The organism is Streptomyces sp. NPDC087422 (genome assembly GCF_044744145.1).
GTDB lineage: Bacteria > Actinomycetota > Actinomycetes > Streptomycetales > Streptomycetaceae > Actinacidiphila.
In genome coordinates this window covers 35,650-56,509 of the sequence record NZ_JBIUXT010000018.1, presented here as the reverse complement: position 1 = coordinate 56,509, position 20,860 = coordinate 35,650, and the positions used below count along the sequence as shown (strand labels likewise).

Sequence of the window (20,860 nt, the reverse complement as noted above, 5' to 3'; positions counted from 1 at the left end):
GGGACCTGGTGACCTGGAAGGCAGGGGTGAGGAGGGTTCGGGGAACCGCCGTCGAGGCAGCGCCCGAAGGACGCGGTGTCGGGGCGCAGGCGTTGCCGGCCGGGCTCAGAGCCGGTGGCGCAGCGAACGGTCGCGGATCATGAGGGCCGCCCGCTTGCCGGGCAGTTCGAGTTCCGCGGACAGGCGGAAGCCCGCGGTGAGGAAGGCGGCGACGGAGGGAGTGTTGCGCAGGTCGGGTTCCGCGATCACTCGTGGGCAGCCAGGGCGGTGGTCCAGAACGATGTCGCACACGGCGCGCAGCAGCGTGCCGCCGAGGCCGCGTGCCCGGTCGGCGACGCCGCCGATGAGCAGGTGGACGCCGATGTCGTGCGGCCGGGCCGGATAGAAACGGGCGACCGGGTCCAGATCGGCGCGGTAGATCTCCCAGTAGCTCATCGGCGTGCCGTCCAGCACGCCGAGGCAGGGCACGCTGCGTCCGTCACCCTCGGTCTGGCCGCGCAGGTGCCGCTCTGTGACGCGCTCGTCGCCGGCCAGCTCCCAGAATTCGGCGACGGCCGGGTCGTTCATCCAGCGGGTGAGCAGGGGCAGGTCGCGGTCGACGCGGACCGGCACCAGCCGGAAGGAGCCTGCGGGGGTCTCGACGGCCGGCCAGGAGGCGGCCGCGCCGAGGAGTCCTGGCTTCGCGGCGCCCGCCGGGTCCTCGGTGTCCGGTTCGGCGGCGTCGAACGCCGTCGCGGCGAAGAGGGCCAGGACCTCGGGCGGCAGCTTCAGGTCGAGGGTGTCCTCGGTACTGGAGTCGGCGGGTGTCACGGAAGCTCCTTCCTCTCCTGAGCGGGTTCCGGTCCTCGTCGGGGGTCCGGGCCGGTTCCCGGCGGGGATCCGGTGCGGGTCCGGGGGCGAGGACCGAGAACGGACGCGCGTCCGGACGGTCCGCTCAGACGGTCAGCGGGTTGGGCATGGTGATGTAGACCGACTGGGTGTCGACCGGTCCGACGAGTTCGTCCATTCCGTGCAGCCTGGTCAGCAGATTGGCCTTGCTGCGCAGTTCCGGGGCGTCCAGCAGCCGGGCGGGAAGGCTGCTGCGGCCTCCCGCGGCGGCGGCCAGGAAGCGGCGGAACGCGGCGAGCAGCACCTGCTCGTCCGCGAGCCGCTGGGAGCCGAAGGCGCCGATGAGGCCGAGGACGTTGTTGACGCCGAGGTAGTAGGCGATCCGCTCGTCCGCGATCTCGTCGGCGACGAAGGTGTCGCTGTCGGCCCCGATGCCCGGCTGCTGGCGTTCCAGCTCCGCGCGGTGCGACTCGCGGAAGTAGTACCCCTGGTTGTCGCGGTAGCGCCCGCCGCAGGGCCAGCCGGAGGCGTCGAGCAGGACGAGAGTGTTCTGCTGATGCGCTTCCAGGGCGATGCCCGCCTCGCCGTCGAGCCACAGCACCGGCCGTACGACCGCGTCGAGGTAGCGCAGGAACCACTCGGTGGCGACCGCCGTCGCGGGCCTTCCGGTGCGCTCCGCGAGGCGGGTCACGAGCATGGCCAGCCGGGAGCGCAGCGCGGGCGCGGGAACGCCGGGCCACGGGCGCGGCGAGGTGAGTCCCGCCACGCAGTGCGCCTGGTCGCCGGGGCCGAACGGGCTGTGCCTGAGCACGACGTCAAGGCCGGGCACCGGTGTGCCGTCCGGTGTGTCCACGCCCAGCCAGGCCGGGTCGCGGACGATGTCGAAGCCCGGGTGGGCGGCGTGCCACCGCGCGACGAGCCCGCTGCGCAGCAGCCGGTGCACCTCGGTGCCGCGCCTCAGCTCCTTGCGGAGATTCTCCCTGCGGGAGTTGGTGATGCGCAGCGCCAGGGAGAGCTTGAGCATCGCGGGCGCGTCGGGACGGTAGACGGTCCGCACGGAAGAGGTGGCGTACCACGGGTCGCCGACCGGGCCCAGGTCACGCAGCAGCCCGGCGTCCAACAGCCGCTGGACGGCGGGCCGGTGCAGGATGTCGCGCGCCTGCCAGGGGTGCAGCGGGAGCGGCGCGGTGCCTGCGGGGCACGCGAGTTCTGGCCCGGCCATCGCGGTCAGCAAATCGGCGGCCGGTACGGGTCGGCCGCGGTCGGTCCACGCGGAGTCGGTGGCGAGGACGGCGGCGTCCACGGCGAGCCAGTGCAGCGCGAAGGAGCCGCGCGTCTCGGGCGAGTACGCGGCGCTCTCGCTCTCGCTGAGCCCTTCGCGGGCCTTGGGCGCGGGATGCGTCGGGTGACCGAGGAGCAGGGCCTGTTCCGACTCCAGGAAGGGCAGTTCCGGCTCGGGCCGGCCGGGCCGCGCACGCCGCTCGCTGACGAACACGGCGGTCCTGCGTACCGAATCGGCCACCCTCGCCACCAGGTCGTCGCCCTCGGCCGCCGCGCCGCCGCCTTCACGGGCCAGCAGCGCGGCGAGCGCGACCGCGGTCAGCGGGCGGCTCGGGGCGGTTGTGAGGCGGACCGGTCCGAAGCGGTGGTGGCCGGTGGCCGACCAGTGCAGGACAGCCGCCTGGGCCTGCGTGCCGCTGGCGGGCAGAGAGATCCGCAGCAGGCTGTCGGCGGGCTCCGTGAGGCCCGTCTCGCGGACCCAGCAGCGCAGCAGATTCTCGGCGCCCGCCGCGTCGGCGACACGATACGGGTCCGGGTGCTCCAACGGGTCCGGATCCTGGTCGGCCGCGGCGGCGCGCGGTCGCTGCACTGGTACGGCGGCGGCCAGCGGCACCGCCGCGCCGGGCGGCATGGGGGTGCCGGAGTCCACGGGTGCGGTCATGCCAGGGCTCCACTCGTCGGTACCGCGCGGCGGCACGGCTTCTCGCGGTCGGTCCGCCGGGGTCATGCCGGGCCGCCTCGCGTCGCGGTCCGCGCGGCGTCGATGGCGGCGGCCAGCCGGTCGAGCACGGCTTCGGCCTGTTCGTCGGTGATGGTCAGCGGCGGCAGCAACCGGATCACGGCGCCGTGCCGTCCGCCCAGTTCGACGATGAGTCCGCGGCGCAGGGCCTCCTGCTGGACGCGGGCGGCGAGCCGGGGCGCGGCGGGAAGCGCCCCGTAGTCGTCGGGCTCGGCTTCGGTGTCGACGAGTTCGACGCCGATCATCAGACCGCGTCCTCGGACGTCGCCGATGCAGTCGTGGTGCGCGGCGAGTCCGCGCAGGCGGCTGAGCATGCGCGCGCCGACGGTCTCCGCGCGCTCGTGCAGCGCGTGCTGCCGTACGAAGCGGAGCGTGGCCGTGCCGGCGGCCATGGCGAGTTGATTGCCGCGGAAGGTGCCCGCGTGGGCGCCCGGCTGCCAGGCGTCGAGTTCTTCGCGGTAGACGATCACGGCCAGCGGGAGGCTGCCGCCGATGGCCTTGGACAGCACCATGACGTCGGGCACGATTCCGCTGCGCTCAACGGCCCAGAAGGTGCCGGTACGGCCGACGCCGGTCTGCACCTCGTCGACCACCAGCGGGATGCCGCGCGCTGCCGTGATCTCACTCATCCTGCGCAACCAGGTGTCGGGCGCCGGGATGACGCCGCCTTCGCCCTGCACCGGTTCGAGGAGCATCGCGGCGGGCGGCTGCACCCCGCCCTTGGGGTCGTCGAGGAGATGCGCGGTCCAGCGTGCCGAGAGCTCGGCCCCCCGGTCGCCGCCGATGCCGAACGGGCAGCGATAGTCGTACGGGTACGGCAGACGGGTGATCCGCGCGTCCGCTTCACCGACGGCGCCGCGGACCGCCGTGTCACCCGTAGCGGCGAGCGCGCCGGCCGTCATGCCGTGGTAGGCGCCGGAAAAGGCGAGGAGTCCGCCGCGCCCGGTGGCGATACGGGCGAGCTTGATGGCCGCCTCCACCGCGTCGGTCCCGGCGGGGCCGCAGAACTGGATGCGGCCGTGCTCGGCGAGTTGAGGCGGCAGCGTCTCGAACAGCGCGGTGGTGAAGGCGTCCTTGACCGGGGTCGCGAGGTCCAGGACGTGCAAGGGAGCGCCCGAGTCCAGGACGCCCCTGATGGCCTCCAGGACGACGGGGTGATTGTGGCCGAGAGCGAGGGTTCCCGCACCGGACAGGCAGTCGAGGTACCGGCGGCCGTCGGCGCCCTCCACGGTCATCCCGCGGGCGCGGACGGGTACCACCGGCAGGGACCGCGCATAGGTGCGGGCGGCCGATTCGCGCTGCGCCTGCCTGCGGAGAATCGCCTCCCCCGTCATGGATTCGTCGGCCGGTCCCTCGGCGGACACCTCGGCCGATGCCGCCAGTCGTTGTCCCGGCGCGCTCGAAATGGCGGCCACGTGCTCACTCCTCCGGGTCGGCGTCCAGGCAGTCGTCCCCCGTCCGTACTAACGACTGGGTGACGGCTCGATCACGGGCGGCCCGGAGACTTTCGGCGCGGAACCGGCGAACACCCCCGGCCGTCCCTCACACCAGCGGCATAGTGGTGGCCACCGCGCATCGGGGGCGGCAACTGCCGTACAGCCGAAGACATCTCAGGGGGAGCAGTCCATGTCATCCATACGAAGGCCCTTGGTGGCCGCGGCGGCGGCAGCCGTTCTCCTCGCGGGCACCGCCACCGCGTGCGGGTCGTCCGGTGACTCCGCGGACGCCAAGCCCAGTTCGTCGGTGACGGCGGGCAACAACCTCGGTCTGCCGACGTCCTTCCCGACCAGCCTCGACGACCTGAAGAAGTGGGAGCAGGCGTACAAGAAGGGCGGCTGGAAGAACTGGGACAAGGCGAAGTGGCTGCGCAAGGCGGCGGATTTCGTCAACCCGGTGATCAACGGGCTGTGGAGCGACGACCGCATGAAGGGCGCGGACCAGAGCGACAAGAAGGTGCCCACCAATGTGTCGGCCGACCAGGGCGAGAGCGACCCTGCGCCGGATCCGGTGCAAGCGAGCCGGGTCACGGCGCCCTACCACGAGGCCGCACCTGGTGTCGGAAAACTCTTCTTCGACGGGCCCAAGGGCTCGATGGTCTGCTCGGCGACGGTGGTCCGGGATCCGGCGCATCCGGGAAAGTCGAATCTGGTGTGGACGGCGGGCCACTGCGTGCACGCGGGTGCCTCCGGCGGCTGGTACCGCAACATCGCCTTCGTCCCCGCCTACAACGACACGGGCAAGAGCGCCGCGGCCCTGGAGGGCGCCTCGCGTGACGTGCTGGCGCCGTACGGCGTGTTCTGGGCCGACTGGGCCAGCACCTCCGACCAGTGGATCAGCACGGGCGCCGAGTCCGGCGGCAGCGGTTCGCCTTACGACTTCGCCGTGCTGCATGTGAAGCCGGAGGAGGGCGCGGGCGGCAAGTCGCTGGAGGAGACGGTCGGTACGGCGATGCCGGTGTGGTTCGACGCGCCGTCCGCGACGCGGATCGGGACGATGGGCGCCTGGGGCTATCCCGCGGCGCCCCCCTTCAACGGGCAACAGATGTACGACTGCGTGGGCAAGCCGGGCCGGCTGTCGCTGAACGCCCAGGCGCCGACGGAGTACCGGATCGGCTGCACGATGACGGGTGGTTCGTCGGGCGGCGGCTGGTTCGCCAAGCGGCCGGACGGGACGACGGCGCTGGTCAGCAATACGTCGATCGGGCCGGTGACGAACACCTGGCTGGCGGGGCCGCACTTGGGTTCCGAGGCGAAGAAGGTCTTCGACGGGGTGAGCCAGAAGTTCAACTAGCAGACGACGCATGGGTAAGGGGCCGCCTCTAGGAGGCGGCCCCTTACCCATGTCAGTGCGCGCGGCGGCGACCCGGCGTCGAACTGCCGTGGCGCCTCAGCCCTGTCAGGTCCTGGCGACGAGCGTGAACGGGGCCAGTTCCGCGGCCAGTTCCTCGTGCACCCGCACCTTGAGCAGCGTGCCGTCGCCGGTGTGCTCCTCGGAGAGGACCTCACCCGCGGCGTGCACCCGGGAGACGAGACCGCCGTGCGTGTACGGCACCAGCGCCTCGACTTCCACATCGGGCCGCGGCAGTTCCTGGTCGATGATCTCCAGCAACTCGTCGATGCCCATGCCGCTGCGGGCGGAGACCGCGATGGCGTGCTTCTCGTTGCGCAGCAGACGCTGGAGGACCAGCGGGTCCGCGGCGTCCGCCTTGTTGACGATCACGATCTCGGGCACGTCCAGCGCGCCGACATCGCGGAACACCTCGCGTACTGCCGCGAGCTGCTCCTCGGGTACCGGGTGCGAGCCGTCCACCACGTGCAGGATCAGGTCGGCGTCGCCGACCTCCTCCATCGTGGACCGGAAGGCCTCGACCAGGTGGTGCGGCAGGTGCCGTACGAACCCGACGGTGTCCACCAGGGTGTAGAGCCGTCCGCTGGGGGTCTCCGCGCGGCGCACGGTCGGGTCCAGGGTGGCGAACAGCGCGTTCTCCACCAGGACGCCCGCGCCGGTGAGCCGGTTGAGCAGCGAGGACTTGCCCGCGTTGGTGTATCCGGCGATGGCGACCGACGGCACCTTGTGCCGCTTGCGCTCCTGGCGCTTGAGGTCGCGGCTGGTCTTCATCTCCGCGATCTCCCGGCGCATCTTGGCCATCTTCTCGCGGATACGCCGACGGTCGGTCTCGATCTTGGTCTCACCGGGACCACGCGTCGCCATGCCGCCGCCGGACGATCCGGCGCCACCGCCACCCATCTGCCGGGACAGCGACTGACCCCAGCCGCGCAGCCTCGGCAGCATGTACTGCATCTGTGCCAGCGAGACCTGCGCCTTGCCCTCACGGGACTTGGCGTGCTGAGCGAAGATGTCGAGGATCAGCGCGGTCCTGTCGACCACCTTGACCTTGACGACGTCTTCCAGATGGATGAGCTGGCCGGGGCTCAGCTCACCGTCGCAGACGACGGTGTCGGCGCCGGTCTCCACGACGATGTCGCGCAGCTCCAGTGCCTTGCCGGATCCGATGTACGTGGCCGGGTCCGGCTTGTCGCGGCGCTGGATGACGCCGTCGAGGACGAGTGCTCCGGCGGTCTCGGCGAGCGCCGCCAGCTCGGCCAGCGAATTCTCGGCGTCGTCGACGGTCCCCGTGGTCCAGACGCCCACGAGCACCACGCGCTCCAGTCGGAGCTGCCGGTACTCGACCTCGGTGACGTCCTCGAGCTCGGTGGAGAGTCCGGCGACCCGGCGGAGCGACGCACGCTCGGAGCGGTCGAACTGGTCGCCGTCCCGGTCCTCGTCGATCTCATGACTCCAGGCGACGTCCTCTTCCATCAGGGCGTCGGCCCGAAGGCTCTCGGGGAGGCGCTGGCGGTTGTTCGAAGAGGAAGAAGAAGAGGAGGTCATTGGATCCTTTGGTCGAGCGGTCAACGAATCGGCGGTGTTTCTGCCGTTACTACGATGGTCGCACGCCGGACACTCGCGGTCACGCGAGTTTCGCCGCGGATACCCGCGAGGGCTGTCCGCCGGCCGACAGGACCGGATCTCCTGCGGCCGTCGCCGGAATCACTCGTGTGGGTGACGATCACCCCGGAACCTACGATCTGCCACCAGACGTTCACTGGGAGTAACGATCGAAGGAGACAGTGATGACCCACTTCACGAAGTCCCCGCAGGTGCTCACCCGGGCTTCCGCGCCCGCGTCCTCACGAGAGTCCTCGCGCGCGTCCAAGCGTGTGTACGCCCTGGTCTCAGGGCTGCGCCGCCGTGACGGCCAGTCGCGCGCGGTAGACGTCATAGACGCCTGGCACCGACCGCATTGCCCGCATCAGGACCGCCAGCGCCTGGGGGTCGGGCAGCTCCACCGTGTACGTGTGCCGCACCCGGTGCTCCTGCGGGGGCTCCACCGCGGCCGAGACGATCCCGACGCCCTGGGCCGCGATGGCCTCGGTGAGGTCGGCGAGCAGGCGCGGGCGGCTCAGCGCCTCGGCGAGGATCGTGGCCCGGAAGCCGTTGGCGGTGCCGTCGTCGCGCCAGCGGACGGGTACGGGCGCCCGTCCCGCCGTGACCATCCGGGCGGTGCTCGGACACTCGACGCGGTGAACGGCGACGGTACCGCCGCGGATGACGAATCCCGTGAGGCCGTCCGGAGGCACCGGCGTGCAACAGCGGGCCAGCCGTACGGTCGCGTGCGGCAGGTCGGTGACCGCCACCGGTTCGGCGGCGCGCGCCTGGCCCGCGGCGTGGGTCGGGCGTACCGCAGGGGCCGACGCCGGCTTGTCCTCGTCTGCCGTCGCCGGGTTCTGGGTCAGCCACCTGGTGATGGCGATCCGGGCGGCCGGGGTGATGGCGTGCTCCAGCCAGTCGGCGTCGGGGCCGGAGGTGGCGGAGTCGTCCATCAGGAGCTGGAGGGTGTCGCCGTCGCGCAGCCGGGTCCCCAGCGGTGCCAGCCGCCCGTTGACGCGGGCGCCGACGCACTGGTGACCGGCCTCGCCGTGCACCGCGTAGGCGGCGTCCACGCAGCTCGCCCCGGCGGCCAGCCGCATCGTGCCGATGGACTCGCCGGACTCGGTGGCGAAGACGGTGATCTCGCGGTCCTGGGCGAGGTCGTCCCGCAGAGCGGACCAGAAGGTGTCGGGGTCGGGGGCGTCGCGCTGCCACTCCAACAGCCGGGCGAGCCAACCGGGTTGGGTCGGGTCCACCCTCCCCCAGGTCTCCGCCGCGCTCGCGCCCTGCTCGGCCTCGGCGGCCTGCGGAGTCTCCTCCACGGCGTGCGGGTCACCGAGCGCGATCACCCCGGCTTCCGCGACCCGGTGCATCCGCCGGGTGCGGACCAGGACTTCGGCGATCCGGCCGCGCTCGTCGGCGACGGCGGTGTGCAGCGACTGGTACAGGTTGAACTTGGGGGCGGCGATGAAGTCCTTGAACTCCGCGATCACCGGGGTGAAACAGGTGTGCAGCTCACCGAGCACGGCATAGCAGTCGGCGTCCTCGGCGACCACGACGAGCAGGCGGCCGAAGTCGCAACTGCCGAGTTCCGCGCCGCCGCGCTTGAGCAGGACGCGGTGGACGGAGACCGCGTGCCGCGGGCGGATGGCGACCTCGGCGGCGATGTCCGCCTCGCGCAGCACCTTGCGCAGGTCCTCGGCGACAGCCGCGAGGAGGTCGGGTCCGGCGGCGTTCGCGGCGATCATGGCGCGGGTCCTGGCGTGCTCCTCGGGGTGGAGGATCGCGAAGACCAGGTCTTCGAGCTCGGTCTTCAGTGCCTGCACGCCGAGGCGTTCGGCGAGCGGGATCAGCACATCGCGGGTGACCTTGGCGATCCGCACCTGCTTCTCGGGGCGCATCACCCCGAGGGTCCGCATGTTGTGCAGCCGGTCGGCGAGCTTGATCGACATCACGCGTACGTCGTTGCCGGTGGCGACGAGCATCTTGCGGAAGGTCTCCGGCTCCGCGGCGGCGCCGTAGTCGACCTTCTCCAGCTTGGTGACGCCGTCGACGAGATAGCTGACCTCCTGGCCGAACTCCTCCCGTACCTGATCGAGCGTCACATCGGTGTCCTCGACGGTGTCGTGGAGGAGGGAGGCGGTCAGGGTGGTGGTCTCCGCGCCCAGTTCGGCGAGGATCAGCGTGACCGCCAGCGGGTGGGTGATGTACGGCTCGCCGCTCTTGCGCATCTGACCGCGGTGCGAGGACTCCGCGAGCACATACGCCCGCCGCAGCGTCTCGATCGCTTCGGGGCCCGCTTCGGGGTGGCGCGCGCGGTGCACCTTGGTGAGGTGCTCGATGGCGTCGGGCACGCGGTCCCGGCCGCTGGGGCCGAGCAGCGCCGCGCGGCCGAGCCTGAGCAGGTCGATCCGGCGCAGTCCACGGCGCGGGGCCCCGGCACTGCGGTCGGCGTCCACCGCGTTGTCTGCGCTCATCGGGCACCTCCAGCAGCCTGAACCGGCTGCGGACGCTCTCCACGCCCCGTGGGGCCGCGCCGGTGATTGATGCTACCGAGCCCACCACGTGCGGCAGTCACGCTCTCGCCGAGAGTGATCCCCATCACCCGTTCGAGGGAACGTGTGCGGGAATCCCGGTCGGATACCGCCGGAAAGGTGGTGGTTCAGGCACCGGGGTCGGCGGAGGGACCGCCGCGCCAGGCCGGGTCGATGACGCCCTCGGCGACGATCACCGCGGGTCCGGTCATCTCGATCTGTCCGTCGGCGGTCTCGGTGATCACCAGCCGGCCGCCGGGGACGTCGACGGTGTACGTGACCGGGCGGCCGGTGACGGCCGGGTCGGCGCCGTCGCGGCGGGCCGCGGCGACCATCACGGCGCAGGCGCCCGTGCCGCAGGAGCGGGTCTCGCCGGAACCGCGCTCGTGGACGCGCAGAGCCACGTGGCGCGGCCCGCGGTCGACGACGAATTCGACGTTGGTGCCCGCCGGGTAGGCGTCGGCGGGGGCGACCGCGGGGGCACGGAGGAGGTCACCGGCGTGGTCGAGGGTGTCGACGAAGGCGACGGCGTGCGGGTTGCCCATGTCGACGTGGAGCGCGGGCCAACTGCGGTCGCCCACGGTGACGGTGACGGCGCCTTCGGGAAGCGTGGCGCGGCCCATGCGGACCGTGATGTCGCCGGGAGTGCCGTCGTCGGCGTCCTTGGCGATGTGGACGTCGCGGACGCCGGCGCGGGTGGCGACGGACAGGTCGCCCGCGTCGGTGAGGCCGGTGCGCTGGAGGTAGCGGGCGAAGACGCGGACGCCGTTGCCGCACATCTCGGCGATGCTGCCGTCGCTGTTGCGGTAGTCCATGAACCACTCGGCCCGGTCGGAGAGTGCCGCGGCCTCGGGGTGGCAGGCGGAGCGGACCACGCGCAGCAGGCCGTCACCGCCGATTCCGGCGCGCCGGTCGCACAGGCGGGTGACGTCGGCCGGGGACAGGTCGAGCAGACCGTCCGGGTCGGGGACGATCACGAAGTCGTTCTCGGTGCCGTGGCCCTTGAGGAAGGCGAGCGGTGCGGTGTCGTGGCGCGCGTCAGTCACGTCATCGATCGTACGCGGGCGACGGAGGGGGACGGGCTGGTGGGCGGGGCCGTCAGCGCAGCCGGGCGACGCGCCATACGGCGAGCACCGCCAGCAGGGCGATCAGCGCGGTGTATCCGGCCACGTAGCGCCAGTCGACACGGGCGCCGGAGCCGCGGGCGGGCAGGCCGGGCCAGGTGTAGCCGACCCGGCGGGCGGCCATCAGGCCCCACCCGGCGGAGCAGCAGCACAGCAGAAGGCCGAGCATGGCGACGACAGGTCCCGCGTCGCCGGATTCGAAGGCGAGGGGAAAGGCGAACATCAGCGATCCGCTCACCGCGAGGGCGATGATCGGGGCGAGTTGCCAGATCCGCAGTCGGCGCTGGGGGCGCAGCTCGCGGAAGGACTGGCCCTCCTCCATCGGCGGAAGGGGCTCGATCGCTTCCAGGGAGCCGAGGGAGTCCAGGGGCTCGAAGGGCTCCAGGGTGTTCCTCGACTCGGGGATCGCGCCATTGCGCGGAAACTCCGGGGGAATCTGGGCTTCCGCCGCGGGGTCGCGCCCGGCTGGGGTGTCGCGTGGGCCGGCTTCCATCGCCACGCGCCCTCCCGATTCTCCGACACCGTAGCTAGATGCTCGATGATGGCACGGTCGACCGGCAGGTCCGGGACGCCGGAGCGTCCCGATGCCATCACGTGATCAGGCTGTAACCGCTTCTTGGAGCAACGTCAGCGCCTGGTGCGCGAGTTCCGTGCCGCGGGCCGTGAGCCAGTGCACACGCGGGTCGCGGCGGAACCACGAGTCCTGACGGCGTGCGAAGCGCTTGGTGGCGCGTACGGTCGTGGCGCGGGCCTCGTCCTCGGTGCACTCACCGGCCAGTGCGGCGAGCACCTGTTGGTAGCCGAGCGCGCGGGAGGCCGTACGTCCTTCGCGCAGCCCCGCGGCCTCCAGGGCGCGGACCTCGTCGACCAGACCGGCCTCCCACATGCGATCGACGCGCAGGGCGATGCGTTCGTCGAGTTCGGGCCGGGGGACGTCGACGCCGATCTGGACGGTGTCGTAGACGCCCTCGGGGCCGGGGAGGTTGGCGGCGAAGGGGCGGCCGGTGATCTCCACGACTTCGAGGGCGCGGACGATCCGGCGGCCGTTGCTGGGCAGGATGGCGCGGGCGGCCTCGGGGTCGACCGCGGCCAGCCGGGCGTGCAGGGCGCCGGAGCCGCGCATGTCGAGTTCGGCCTCCAGGCGGGCCCGGACGGCCGCGTCCGTGCCGGGGAACTCCAGGGCGTCGATCGCGGCGCGTACGTACAGGCCGGAGCCGCCGACGAGCACCGGGACGCGGCCCTCGGCGTGCAGCCGGTCGATCTCGACGCGGGCGAGGCGCTGGTAGTCGGCAACGTTGGCGGCCTGTGTCACGTCCCAGATGTCCAGCAGGTGGTGCGGCACGCCCTGGCGTTCGTCCGGGCTGAGCTTGGCGGTGCCGATGTCCATACCGCGGTAGAGCTGCATGGAGTCGGCGTTGATCACCTCGCCGTCCAGGATCCGGGCCAGGGCAACGCCCAGATCGGACTTCCCGGCTGCGGTCGGGCCGACGACGGCGATCACACGGTTCTTCACGTGGCCAGTCTCGCAAACATTGGCCGCTGACCTCGATCGATTGGCGTGAAGCAGGCCAGGGCGGGCACAGGTATGGTCGGGAACAGGGCGGGGGATTCACGATGCTTGGGAAGGTGCCGCATGGGCCTCAAGGACACGTTCAAGGACAAGCTGGGCTTGGCGAAGAGCAAGGCCGGCGACTTGGCGCAGCAGCACGGCGGCAAGATCGAGTCGGGGCTGGAGAAGGCGGCGCACACTGTCGACTCCAAGACCGGCGGCAAGTACAGCGACAAGATCGGCACCGGGGTGGACAAGGCCAAGGGCGCCTTGGGCAACCTCAAGGACAAGAGCGGCAAGGACGGCGACGCGACCGCTTGAGCGCTCGCGCGGCGCCCTGCCGTAGGACGTCCGAGTCGCGCGTCCAGGCGGGGGCTCCGGGTCAGGTGTCCGCGTAGCCCTCCGGCTCAGGTCCAGGTCGCCACGGCGTAGCCCACGCCGTACGGCGCCGCCTCGTACAGCAGCTCCCCCGCCAGGCCCGCGCCCTGTGCCGCGCCCGCGAGCACCTGCCACGGCGCCCGGCCGGACACCTTCAGCGCATTGGCCAACTCCGCGTCCAGCGCGGTGAGCGCGTCGGTGTCGGCCGCCGCCAGGGCCGCGGTCACGGCCACGTCGAAGGGCTCGGCGCGCTCGTCCAGGTAGCCGGGCGCCTTGACCGTACGGCAGGCGCTGCCGTCCCCCATCACGAGCAGGGCGACGCGTCCCGCGGCCTCGGCGACAGCGCGGCCCGCGGCGGCGCAGCGCGGCTGTTCCAGTTGCTCGCCGACCCCCAGCCCCTCGACGGGTGCGGCGTGCCAGCCGCGCAGCAACCAGGCGGCTACGGCGAGCGAGGGCGGCAACGTGCGTGCGGGCTCAGCGGCGGCCTCAGCAGCGGGGGCGGCCGTGGCGTCGGCCGCCGCGCCGCGTTCCGATCCGAGGCGGACGTCCAGCGCGACACCGAACGGCCGGAAAGAGCCCGTGGAACCCTCGGCGAAAGCACCGCGGTGCGGCCGGTCCGCCGGACCGATCACGACCAGCCGGTCGGGCCGGGAAGCGGCCAGGACGCCGATGGCGTCGGCGCAGGAGGCCCGCAGAGCGTCGAGTTCGGGTGCGGCGCCTGCCGCCACCTCCGGGACCAGCAGCGGCGGGCAGGGACAGACGGCAGCGGCGACCAGCATGATCGAAACCTTACCGGCGCGGCCTCACGGATAGACGGCCGTCGCCGGACAACGGCGTCGGCACGTTCGGCCACGCACCGGTGTCCGGGACCGCGCGCGTCACTGGACGCTGCATCCGCCCAGCGACGCCGGCTCCGTCACGGCGGGCGCGCCGATCGTCGGCAGACCCAGCATCACGCCCGTGCCGGTCGCGGCCGGGGCCGCGTTGCGCCGCTCCCACGCGTCGCCCGCCCGCGTACGGCGTACGGCGGCGGCGGGCTTCTCCGCGAGCAGATGGTGCGGCGCGGCGTAGGTGATCTCGACGGTCACCATGTCTCCGGGCCTGACCGGCTCGTCCGGGCGCTCGAAGTGCACGAGGCGGTTGTCGGGCGCGCGGCCGGACAGCCGCCGGGTGGCGTCGTCCTTGCGGCCCTCGCCCTCGGCGACCAGCACTTCGATGGTGCGGCCGACCTGCTTTTTGTTCTCCTCCCAGGAGATCTCCTCCTGGAGCGCGACCAGCCGCTCGTACCGCTGCTGGACGACGGCCTTCGGGATCTGGCCGTCCATCTCGGCGGCGGGGGTGCCGGGCCGCTTGGAGTACTGGAAGGTGAAGGCCTGCGCGAAGCGCGCCTCGCGCACCACGTGCAGGGTCTGCTCGAAGTCCTCCTCGGTCTCGCCGGGGAAGCCCACGATGATGTCGGTGGTGATGGCGGCGTCCGGCATCGCGGCGCGCACCTTCTCGATGATCCCGAGGTAACGATCCTGCCGGTACGACCGGCGCATCGCCTTCAGCACCGTGTCGGAGCCGGATTGGAGCGGCATGTGGAGCTGGTGCATCACATTGGGCGTCTCGGCCATGGCGGCGATGACGTCGTCGGTGAAGTCGCGCGGGTGCGGCGAGGTGAAGCGGATCCGCTCCAGGCCGTCGATGGTGCCCGCGGCGCGCAGCAGCTTGCCGAACGCCTCGCGGTCGCCGATGTCGGAGCCGTACGCGTTCACGTTCTGGCCGAGCAGGGTGACCTCGACGACGCCCTCGGAGACCAGGGCCTCGACCTCGGCGAGCACGTCGCCGGGCCTGCGGTCCTTCTCCTTGCCGCGCAGGGCGGGGACGATGCAGAAGGTGCAGGTGTTGTTGCAGCCGACGGAGACCGCGACCCAGGCGGCGTACGCGGACTCGCGGCGCGAGGGCAGCGTCGAGGGGAAGGTCTCCAGCGACTCGACGATCTCGACCTGGGCCTCTTCGGCGATCCTGGCCCGCTCCAACAGCACCGGGAGCTGCCCGATGTTGTGGGTGCCGAAGACGACGTCGACCCAGGGGGCCCGCTTCACGATGGTGTCGCGGTCCTTCTGCGCCAGGCAGCCGCCGACGGCGATCTGCATGCCGGGCCTGGCGGCCTTCTTCGGTACGAGCTGGCCGAGGTTGCCGTACAGCCGGTTGTCGGCGTTCTCCCGCACCGCGCAGGTGTTGAAGACGACGACATCCGCGCCGTCGGCGTCGGAAGGCGCGCGGACATACCCCGCGTCCTCCAGAAGGCCGGACAGCCGCTCGGAGTCGTGGACGTTCATCTGGCACCCGTAGGTGCGGACCTCGTAAGTACGCGCGCTCATAACAATCACCCAGAGTACGTGGTCGCCGGGGCCCGGCGCCCCCGCCTTCCCGGGACCGGCCGCCGCCGACCGCCCTTCCCCGATTCCCGCCCGGCTGGCAGGATCCCCATGCATGGACCTCCCCCGCCCCGTCGTACGCCTGCGCGATGCCGCGCTGGGCAGGCGGCGGCGCGTGCTCCAGGCGCTGCTGGCCGGGGTCTCCGTGCTCGCCCTCCTGCTGTGGTGGCTGCTGCCGAACGCGGGGCCTTCGTATCCGCGGGCGCCGATGTCGCTGGCCACCGGGGTCGCCAGCGGGGTGTACGAGAAGTACGGGCTGCTCCTCAAGGGCGATCTGCACACCGCGCTGCCGGGAGTGCGGGTCAATCTCGTGCACACCGAGGGCTCGGTCGACAACATCAAGCGGGTGGCGTCAGGACGGGCGGACTTCACCATCGCCGCGGCCGACGCCGTCGCCGATTACGACGGTCCCGGCAAGGACCAGTTGCGCGCCTGCGCCCGGCTCTACGACGACTACATGCAGCTTGTCGTACCGAGCGATTCCACGGTGCGGTCCGCGCGCGATCTGCGCGGGCTGCGGGTCGGGGTCGGCCAGGCGGACTCCGGGGTCAATCTGATCACCAGGCGGCTGTTCGCGGCGGCGGGCCTGGACATCACCAAGGATGTGGACGCGATACCGGTCGGCATCGACCAGGCGCCCGCGATGCTGCGCGACAAGCAACTGGACGCGTTCTTCTGGTCGGGCGGGCTGCCGACCGCCGCCGTGGCCGAGATGGCGCACTCCTCGCCGGGCATCAAGCTCGTCCAACTCGGCGACCTGGTGGCGAAGCTGCATTCCATGGGACCGCAGATGGCGTACTACCGGCAGGCCGTGATGCCCGCCGACGCGTATCCGCAGGCGCAGAAGGGGCAGGCGATCGCCACCATCGCCGTCGCCAATCTGCTGGTCACCACGGACCGCGCGAACACCGGCCTGGTCGAACGGCTCACCCGTGCGGTGATCGACAGCCGGGACGCGATCGGCAAGGAGGTGCACGCCGCGCAATTGGTGGACCTGCGGACCGCGGTGTTCACCGATCCGCTGCCGCTGCATGTCGGCGCGGAGCGGTACTACCGGTCGGTGAAGCCGTAGCGGGTGCTCCGCCGCGACCTCGGCCGCGCCGCGCGCTCACCCCGCCGCGCGCTCCGTGGTCATGATCAGACGGTCGTACGATCCGACAACCGGACGGTCACACCCCGACCGGCGCCGTCCTCGGCACCGTCAGGATGACCTCCAGGCCGTGCGGGTCGCGCCGCCCGTAACTGATGGCGCCGCCGCCCTGGCTCAGCAGGGCGCGGGCGATGGACAGGCCGAGGCCGGAGCCGTGCACATTCTGGTGGCGGGCGCTGCGCCAGAAACGATCGCCGATCCTGGCGAGTTCCTCGTCCGTCAGGCCGGGGCCGCTGTCGGCGACGGAGATCGCGGTGCGCTGGTCGTCCGCCGCCACGCGCACATGGACGGCCTCGCCGCGCGGGGTGAATTTGATCGCGTTGTCGATCACCGCGTCCAAGGCGCTGGACAGCGCGACCGCGTCGGCCCACCCGGTCACCTTGAGCGCCGCCCGCTCCCCCGGGCTCTCGCCCGCCCGCTCCCCCGCGCTCTCACCTCCCCGGTCCTCCGAGTCCTCCCCCTCCACCGTGAACTCCACGGAGATTCCCGCCTGGTCGGCGACGGGTCGCCAGGCCGCCGAGCGGGTACGGGCGAGCGCGGCGAGATCGGTGACGGCCAGATGACTGCCGGAGCGTTCGGCGAGCGCCAGGCCCAGCAGGTCGTCGAGCACCTGGGCGAGCCGGTGCCCCTCCTCCTTCACCGCCTCGGCCTCGTCGTGGCCGTCGGGCAGTTCCAGGCCGAGCAATTCGATCCGCAGCAGCAGTGCGGCGAGCGGATTGCGCAACTGATGCGACGCGTCCGCCACGAAGGCCCGCTGCTGGTCGAGGACTTCCTCGACGTTGTCGGCCATCTCGTTGAACGAACGGACCAGGCGGCGGAGTTCCGGCGGGCCGCCCGCCGTTCCGACACGCGACTTCATCCGGCCGGTCGCGATGTCGTGGGTGACGCGGTCCAAGGTGGCGACCGGAAGCAGCACCCAGGCGGTCAGGCGGACGGCGAAGAGCACGGCGATGGCCATCGCCGCCAGCTCCCCGGCCGCCAGCAGCAGCCAGCCGTGCAGGATGCGGGAGCGCAGCGCGCCGGTCGGCGAATCGGTCACGACGACGGCGACGACGTCCCCGTCCCGGACGATCGGCGAGGCGATGGCGAGTTTGCGGGTCTGCCACGGCCACACCTGGCGGGGGTCGTGGGTGCGGCGGCCGAGCAGCGCCGAGTTGTAGGCGTCGAACAGCTCGCCCTCGTCCGGCACCTTCCAGTCGCCGGGCGCGGCCGCCATCGCGGTGCGGTCGCGGTAGAAGACTCCGGCGTCGATGCCGTACAGCTCTTTGTAGCGGGTGAGTTCGGTGCGCAGGGTGTGCAGCCGCTCGTCGTCGGCGCTGTCCACGGCGGTCTGTTCGTCCCGCGCGGTGACGTACTGCGCGAGCGCCGCGAAGCGCGTGGTGTCGTCGATGCGGTCGACCACGACGCGCTGCTGCTGGGACGCGGCCTGGCTGGCGGCCAGCGGGAAGCCGAGGGCCAGCAGGACACCGGCCATCAGCACGATGAGCAGCGGGAGCAGGCGGGAGCGCAAGGTGGTGGCCTCGACGGGTCAGCCGACGGGGACGACGAGCCGGTATCCGACCCCGCGCACCGTCTCGATCATCGCCGGGGTCCGCAGCTTGGAGCGCAGGGACGCCACATGGACCTCAAGGGTGCGACCCGTACCCTCCCACGCGGTGCGCCACACCTCGCTGATGATCTGCTCCCGGCGGAAGACGACACCCGGCCGCTTGGCGAGCAGCGACAGCAGGTCGAACTCCTTGCGGGTGAGGGCGATCAGATCGCCCTCCACGGTGACGCGGCGGGTGGACAGTTCGATGGTGACCGTGCCGAGCAGCAGTTTGGCGCTCTCCTGCGGGCCGGTCTCGCCGGTCCGCGCGGCGGCCAGCACTCCGGTGCCCGCGACGGTCGCGCCGGTGGCCGTCGGCCCGGCGGCGCCTTGCGCGTTCAGCGGCGGGCGGCGGCTCACGGCGTGGATCCGCGCCAGCAGCTCGCCCGTGTCGTACGGCTTCACCACGTAGTCGTCCGCGCCCAGGTTGAGGCCGTGGATCCGGGAGCGTACGTCGGCCCGCGCGGTCACCATGATCACCGGGGTCGCGGTACGGCGGCGTATCCGGCTGCACACCTCGAAACCGTCCTGGTCGGGCAGCCCCAGGTCGAGCAGGACACAGTCGTACGCGGGGCCGTCGCCGGGCAGCAGCGCCTGGATCGCCTCCTCGCCGCTGCGGGCGTGCCGCACGTCGAAGCCGTGCTTGCCGAGGACCGCGGAGAGGGCGGAGGCGACCCTGTCGTCGTCCTCCACGAGGAGCAGTCGCATCGTCAACCTCCCTGTTCATTCGGTCTTATGATCATTTCGGCTGATCGTGTTGTTCGTGTGCGGTAGCGGTACCTGTGGACCGAATCCACGCCGATCGGCACGGGGTGCGTCAAGGCCCTACCGGCTCGCGCCGTGGACCGTTACCGACCCGGTACGCACCGGAGGTGCCCGAGGGCGCGCACGGAGCACGGAGGGCGCGTGGAGCGGCGCACCGCGCCGAGGCGGGACCGTCGCTTGACGTGGGAAGGCGCAGTGGGTTGCATACGCTTTGTGACCGCACTTCTTCCGGGGGCCTCTCCATGGACCCGGTGATCGTCGCGGGGGCGGGTCCCGTGGGCCTGGCCCTCGCCCTCGCTCTGGCCCGCCGCGACGTCCCCGTCATCGTCCTCGACGAGGCGGAGGCACTGACCGATGCCGACGGGTTACGGCGCCCACGCACCGCGGTCCTCGGCCCCGACACGGTCGCGTTCGTCGAACGGCTCGGCTACGCCGGTGTCCGCGGCGACGGAGCCTCCTGGTCGGCCTGGCGCACATTGCGCCGTCGTACGGAAGTGCTGCGCGTCGAATTCGGACCGCAGGACTCCCCCACGCACATCGCGCAGCACCAATTGGAGCGCGGCCTGCGCGACGCGCTGCTCGCCTGCGGGTCGGTGCGGATCGTGCCGGGCTGCCGGGTGGACGCCTTCGAGCAGGACGGTCTCGGGATCACCGTGCACACCCGCGGGTCGCACGACACCTGGTGGCGCGGCAGTTTCCTGGTCGGCTGCGACGGTCCCCGTTCGACGGTCCGCAAGCTGACGGGCGTACGTTTCCCCGGCCGCACCGCCGTCGACCGGCACGCGGTGGCGGTGATCCGCGCGGAACTCCCCGAACCGGGTGTGGCGTTGCTGCACCGCGACCCGCCGGGGGCGCCCGCGGGCCAGGAGGTGACGGCCCGTCCGTTGCCGGACGGCCTGTGGCGGCTGGACTGGCTGCTGCCCCCGCAGGGACGGCTGCTCACGTCCGACGCGTTGGTGGAACGGCTGCGGTCCACGCTCACCGCCTGGTGCGGCAGCGTCGTCCCGTACGAACTCGTCGGCTCGGCCGACTACCCGGTGCACCAGCGGCTGGCCAGGCGCTGGCGCAGGGGGCGGGTCTTCCTCGCGGGGGACGCCGCACACCTGATGGGCGCGCTCGGCGCGCAGAGCGTCGAGGAGGGGCTGCGGGACGCGGAGAATCTGTCCTGGAAGCTCTCGCTGGCCTGGCACGACGGCGCGTCGAAGATACTGCTGAACAGCTACGAGGCGGAGCGGCGCGGGGCGGTCGGCGCCCGGTTGCGCGCCACCGACCAGGCGCTTCCGCTGCTGCGGGCCAGTGGCCCGTGGCAGACGGTACGCCACGCGGTGCTGTCGGGCTCGGCGCGCGGCCAGGCGGAGTTGCTGACCGACAGCCATCTCGGCCGGGGGTCCGCCGCCGCGTCCTCGGTCTACGGGCGCTCGCCGCTCGCGCTGCCCGCGCCGCGCTCCGGAGGCGGCAAGTCCGGGCCGTCGCCGCTGGTCGCCGGGTGCGACACGCCGCCGGGCGGTGCGGTGACCGATGTGTCGGTGACCGCGCTCGACGGCACCGTCGGACGGCTGCGGGACCGGCTCGGCCGGGGGTTGATCGTGGTGCTGATCGCGCCCGGTACGGGGGTGTGGGACAGCCGTCACTGGCTGACCGCCGGGCTCATGCCCCGGCTCGCCTCCGCGGTCGCCGCGCTGCCGACCCGCGCGGAGTTGGTCGTCGCCGAGACGTATCCGGGGGCGACCGCGCACAGTGTGCTGCTGATCCGGCCGGACGGACGCCTGGTCACGGCGATGGTGGGCTGCCGCCCCGCGGAGCTGTACTCGTACGCCGACCTGGCCCGCGGCGGTCCGCCGGTGCCGGCGGGCAGCGAAGGTACGGAGCCGGACTCCGACGACGGTGACGGTGAAGGCGGCGGGCCCGGCGGCGCGGCGGGCACGCGGGTCAGCGGGCACACCCGGTAGCAGCCGGGCCGGGCACGCCCTGCCGGACGGTCACCGTCAGCCCGCCGGGCTGCCGGTCACCGGCACCGCCCCCCTTGGCGGATGGTCCCGGTGCCGGACGGCGGGGCGGTTTTGGGAGGCC

At 72.4% G+C, this 20,860-nt stretch carries 16 protein-coding genes; 4 read left to right on the top strand and 12 right to left on the bottom strand.

Annotated elements, in window-relative coordinates; translation table 11 throughout:
- Window positions 1–105: 105 nt before the first annotated feature.
- Genes ACIO6U_RS34965 through ACIO6U_RS34955 form a run of 3 tightly spaced genes read right to left on the bottom strand, consistent with a single transcriptional unit; the run spans window position 106 to window position 4,182 of the window.
- Complete coding sequence (locus ACIO6U_RS34965) at window positions 106–879, bottom strand: GNAT family N-acetyltransferase (protein ID WP_401725383.1); 774 nt, start codon at window positions 877–879, stop codon at window positions 106–108.
- 55 nt (window positions 880–934) lie between these two features.
- Entirely contained in the window at window positions 935–2,836 is a 1,902-nt protein-coding gene (locus ACIO6U_RS34960) for an IucA/IucC family protein (RefSeq protein ID WP_401725322.1), read from the bottom strand.
- A complete protein-coding gene (locus tag ACIO6U_RS34955; RefSeq protein ID WP_401725380.1) occupies window positions 2,833–4,182 on the bottom strand; it encodes a diaminobutyrate--2-oxoglutarate transaminase family protein in 1,350 nt (449 codons plus the stop codon). The genes ACIO6U_RS34960 and ACIO6U_RS34955 overlap by 4 nt, the downstream gene beginning before the upstream one ends.
- 292 nt (window positions 4,183–4,474) lie before the next feature.
- On the opposite strand from ACIO6U_RS34955, the gene ACIO6U_RS34950 reads away from it, so the two are divergent.
- Complete coding sequence (locus tag ACIO6U_RS34950) at window positions 4,475–5,638, top strand: trypsin-like serine peptidase (protein WP_391052229.1); 1,164 nt, start codon at window positions 4,475–4,477, stop codon at window positions 5,636–5,638.
- A gap of 105 nt (window positions 5,639–5,743) precedes the next feature.
- Here the strand turns inward: ACIO6U_RS34950 and hflX are convergent, their stop codons facing one another.
- The 5 genes from hflX to miaA all read right to left on the bottom strand — a co-directional run bounded on the left by hflX (window position 5,744) and on the right by miaA (window position 12,450).
- Complete coding sequence (hflX, locus tag ACIO6U_RS34945; RefSeq protein ID WP_391130308.1) at window positions 5,744–7,240, bottom strand: GTPase HflX; 1,497 nt, start codon at window positions 7,238–7,240, stop codon at window positions 5,744–5,746.
- A gap of 344 nt (window positions 7,241–7,584) precedes the next feature.
- Entirely contained in the window at window positions 7,585–9,756 is a 2,172-nt protein-coding gene (locus tag ACIO6U_RS34940) for an HD domain-containing protein (protein WP_391163803.1), read from the bottom strand.
- Between the two features lie 185 nt (window positions 9,757–9,941).
- Complete coding sequence (dapF, locus tag ACIO6U_RS34935) at window positions 9,942–10,859, bottom strand: diaminopimelate epimerase (RefSeq protein WP_401311859.1); 918 nt, start codon at window positions 10,857–10,859, stop codon at window positions 9,942–9,944.
- Window positions 10,860–10,911: 52 nt separating this feature from the next.
- Complete coding sequence (locus ACIO6U_RS34930) at window positions 10,912–11,430, bottom strand: hypothetical protein (protein ID WP_355338786.1); 519 nt, start codon at window positions 11,428–11,430, stop codon at window positions 10,912–10,914.
- 105 nt (window positions 11,431–11,535) lie between these two features.
- Window positions 11,536–12,450 (bottom strand): tRNA (adenosine(37)-N6)-dimethylallyltransferase MiaA, encoded by a 915-nt coding sequence (gene miaA / locus ACIO6U_RS34925; protein ID WP_355338191.1) that lies wholly within the window; start codon window positions 12,448–12,450, stop codon window positions 11,536–11,538.
- Between the two features lie 120 nt (window positions 12,451–12,570).
- Here miaA and ACIO6U_RS34920 point away from each other — a divergent pair, with 120 nt between their 5' ends.
- Complete coding sequence (locus ACIO6U_RS34920; RefSeq protein ID WP_391052242.1) at window positions 12,571–12,807, top strand: Rv0909 family putative TA system antitoxin; 237 nt, start codon at window positions 12,571–12,573, stop codon at window positions 12,805–12,807.
- Window positions 12,808–12,893: 86 nt separating this feature from the next.
- Here the strand turns inward: ACIO6U_RS34920 and ACIO6U_RS34915 are convergent, their stop codons facing one another.
- Window positions 12,894–13,643 (bottom strand): hypothetical protein, encoded by a 750-nt coding sequence (locus tag ACIO6U_RS34915; protein ID WP_401725316.1) that lies wholly within the window; start codon window positions 13,641–13,643, stop codon window positions 12,894–12,896.
- 99 nt (window positions 13,644–13,742) lie between these two features.
- Entirely contained in the window at window positions 13,743–15,230 is a 1,488-nt protein-coding gene (gene miaB, locus ACIO6U_RS34910; protein WP_401725313.1) for a tRNA (N6-isopentenyl adenosine(37)-C2)-methylthiotransferase MiaB, read from the bottom strand.
- A gap of 112 nt (window positions 15,231–15,342) precedes the next feature.
- Between miaB and ACIO6U_RS34905 the strand changes: the two genes are divergently transcribed.
- Window positions 15,343–16,359: a TAXI family TRAP transporter solute-binding subunit gene (locus tag ACIO6U_RS34905; RefSeq protein ID WP_355338179.1), complete on the top strand. Its 1,017-nt coding sequence runs from the start codon at window positions 15,343–15,345 to the stop codon at window positions 16,357–16,359.
- A 97-nt stretch (window positions 16,360–16,456) separates the two neighbouring features.
- On the opposite strand, the gene ACIO6U_RS34900 is transcribed toward ACIO6U_RS34905, so the two are convergent.
- The gene (locus ACIO6U_RS34900; protein ID WP_355338176.1) at window positions 16,457–17,947 is read right to left on the bottom strand and encodes a HAMP domain-containing sensor histidine kinase; all 1,491 of its coding nucleotides are present in this window, start codon (window positions 17,945–17,947) and stop codon (window positions 16,457–16,459) included.
- 18 nt (window positions 17,948–17,965) lie between these two features.
- Window positions 17,966–18,733, bottom strand: coding sequence for a response regulator transcription factor (locus ACIO6U_RS34895; RefSeq protein ID WP_355338173.1), 768 nt, complete (start codon window positions 18,731–18,733; stop codon window positions 17,966–17,968).
- Between the two features lie 299 nt (window positions 18,734–19,032).
- On the opposite strand from ACIO6U_RS34895, the gene ACIO6U_RS34890 reads away from it, so the two are divergent.
- The gene (locus ACIO6U_RS34890) at window positions 19,033–20,739 is read left to right on the top strand and encodes an FAD-dependent monooxygenase (protein ID WP_401725309.1); all 1,707 of its coding nucleotides are present in this window, start codon (window positions 19,033–19,035) and stop codon (window positions 20,737–20,739) included.
- Window positions 20,740–20,860 lie beyond the last annotated feature (121 nt).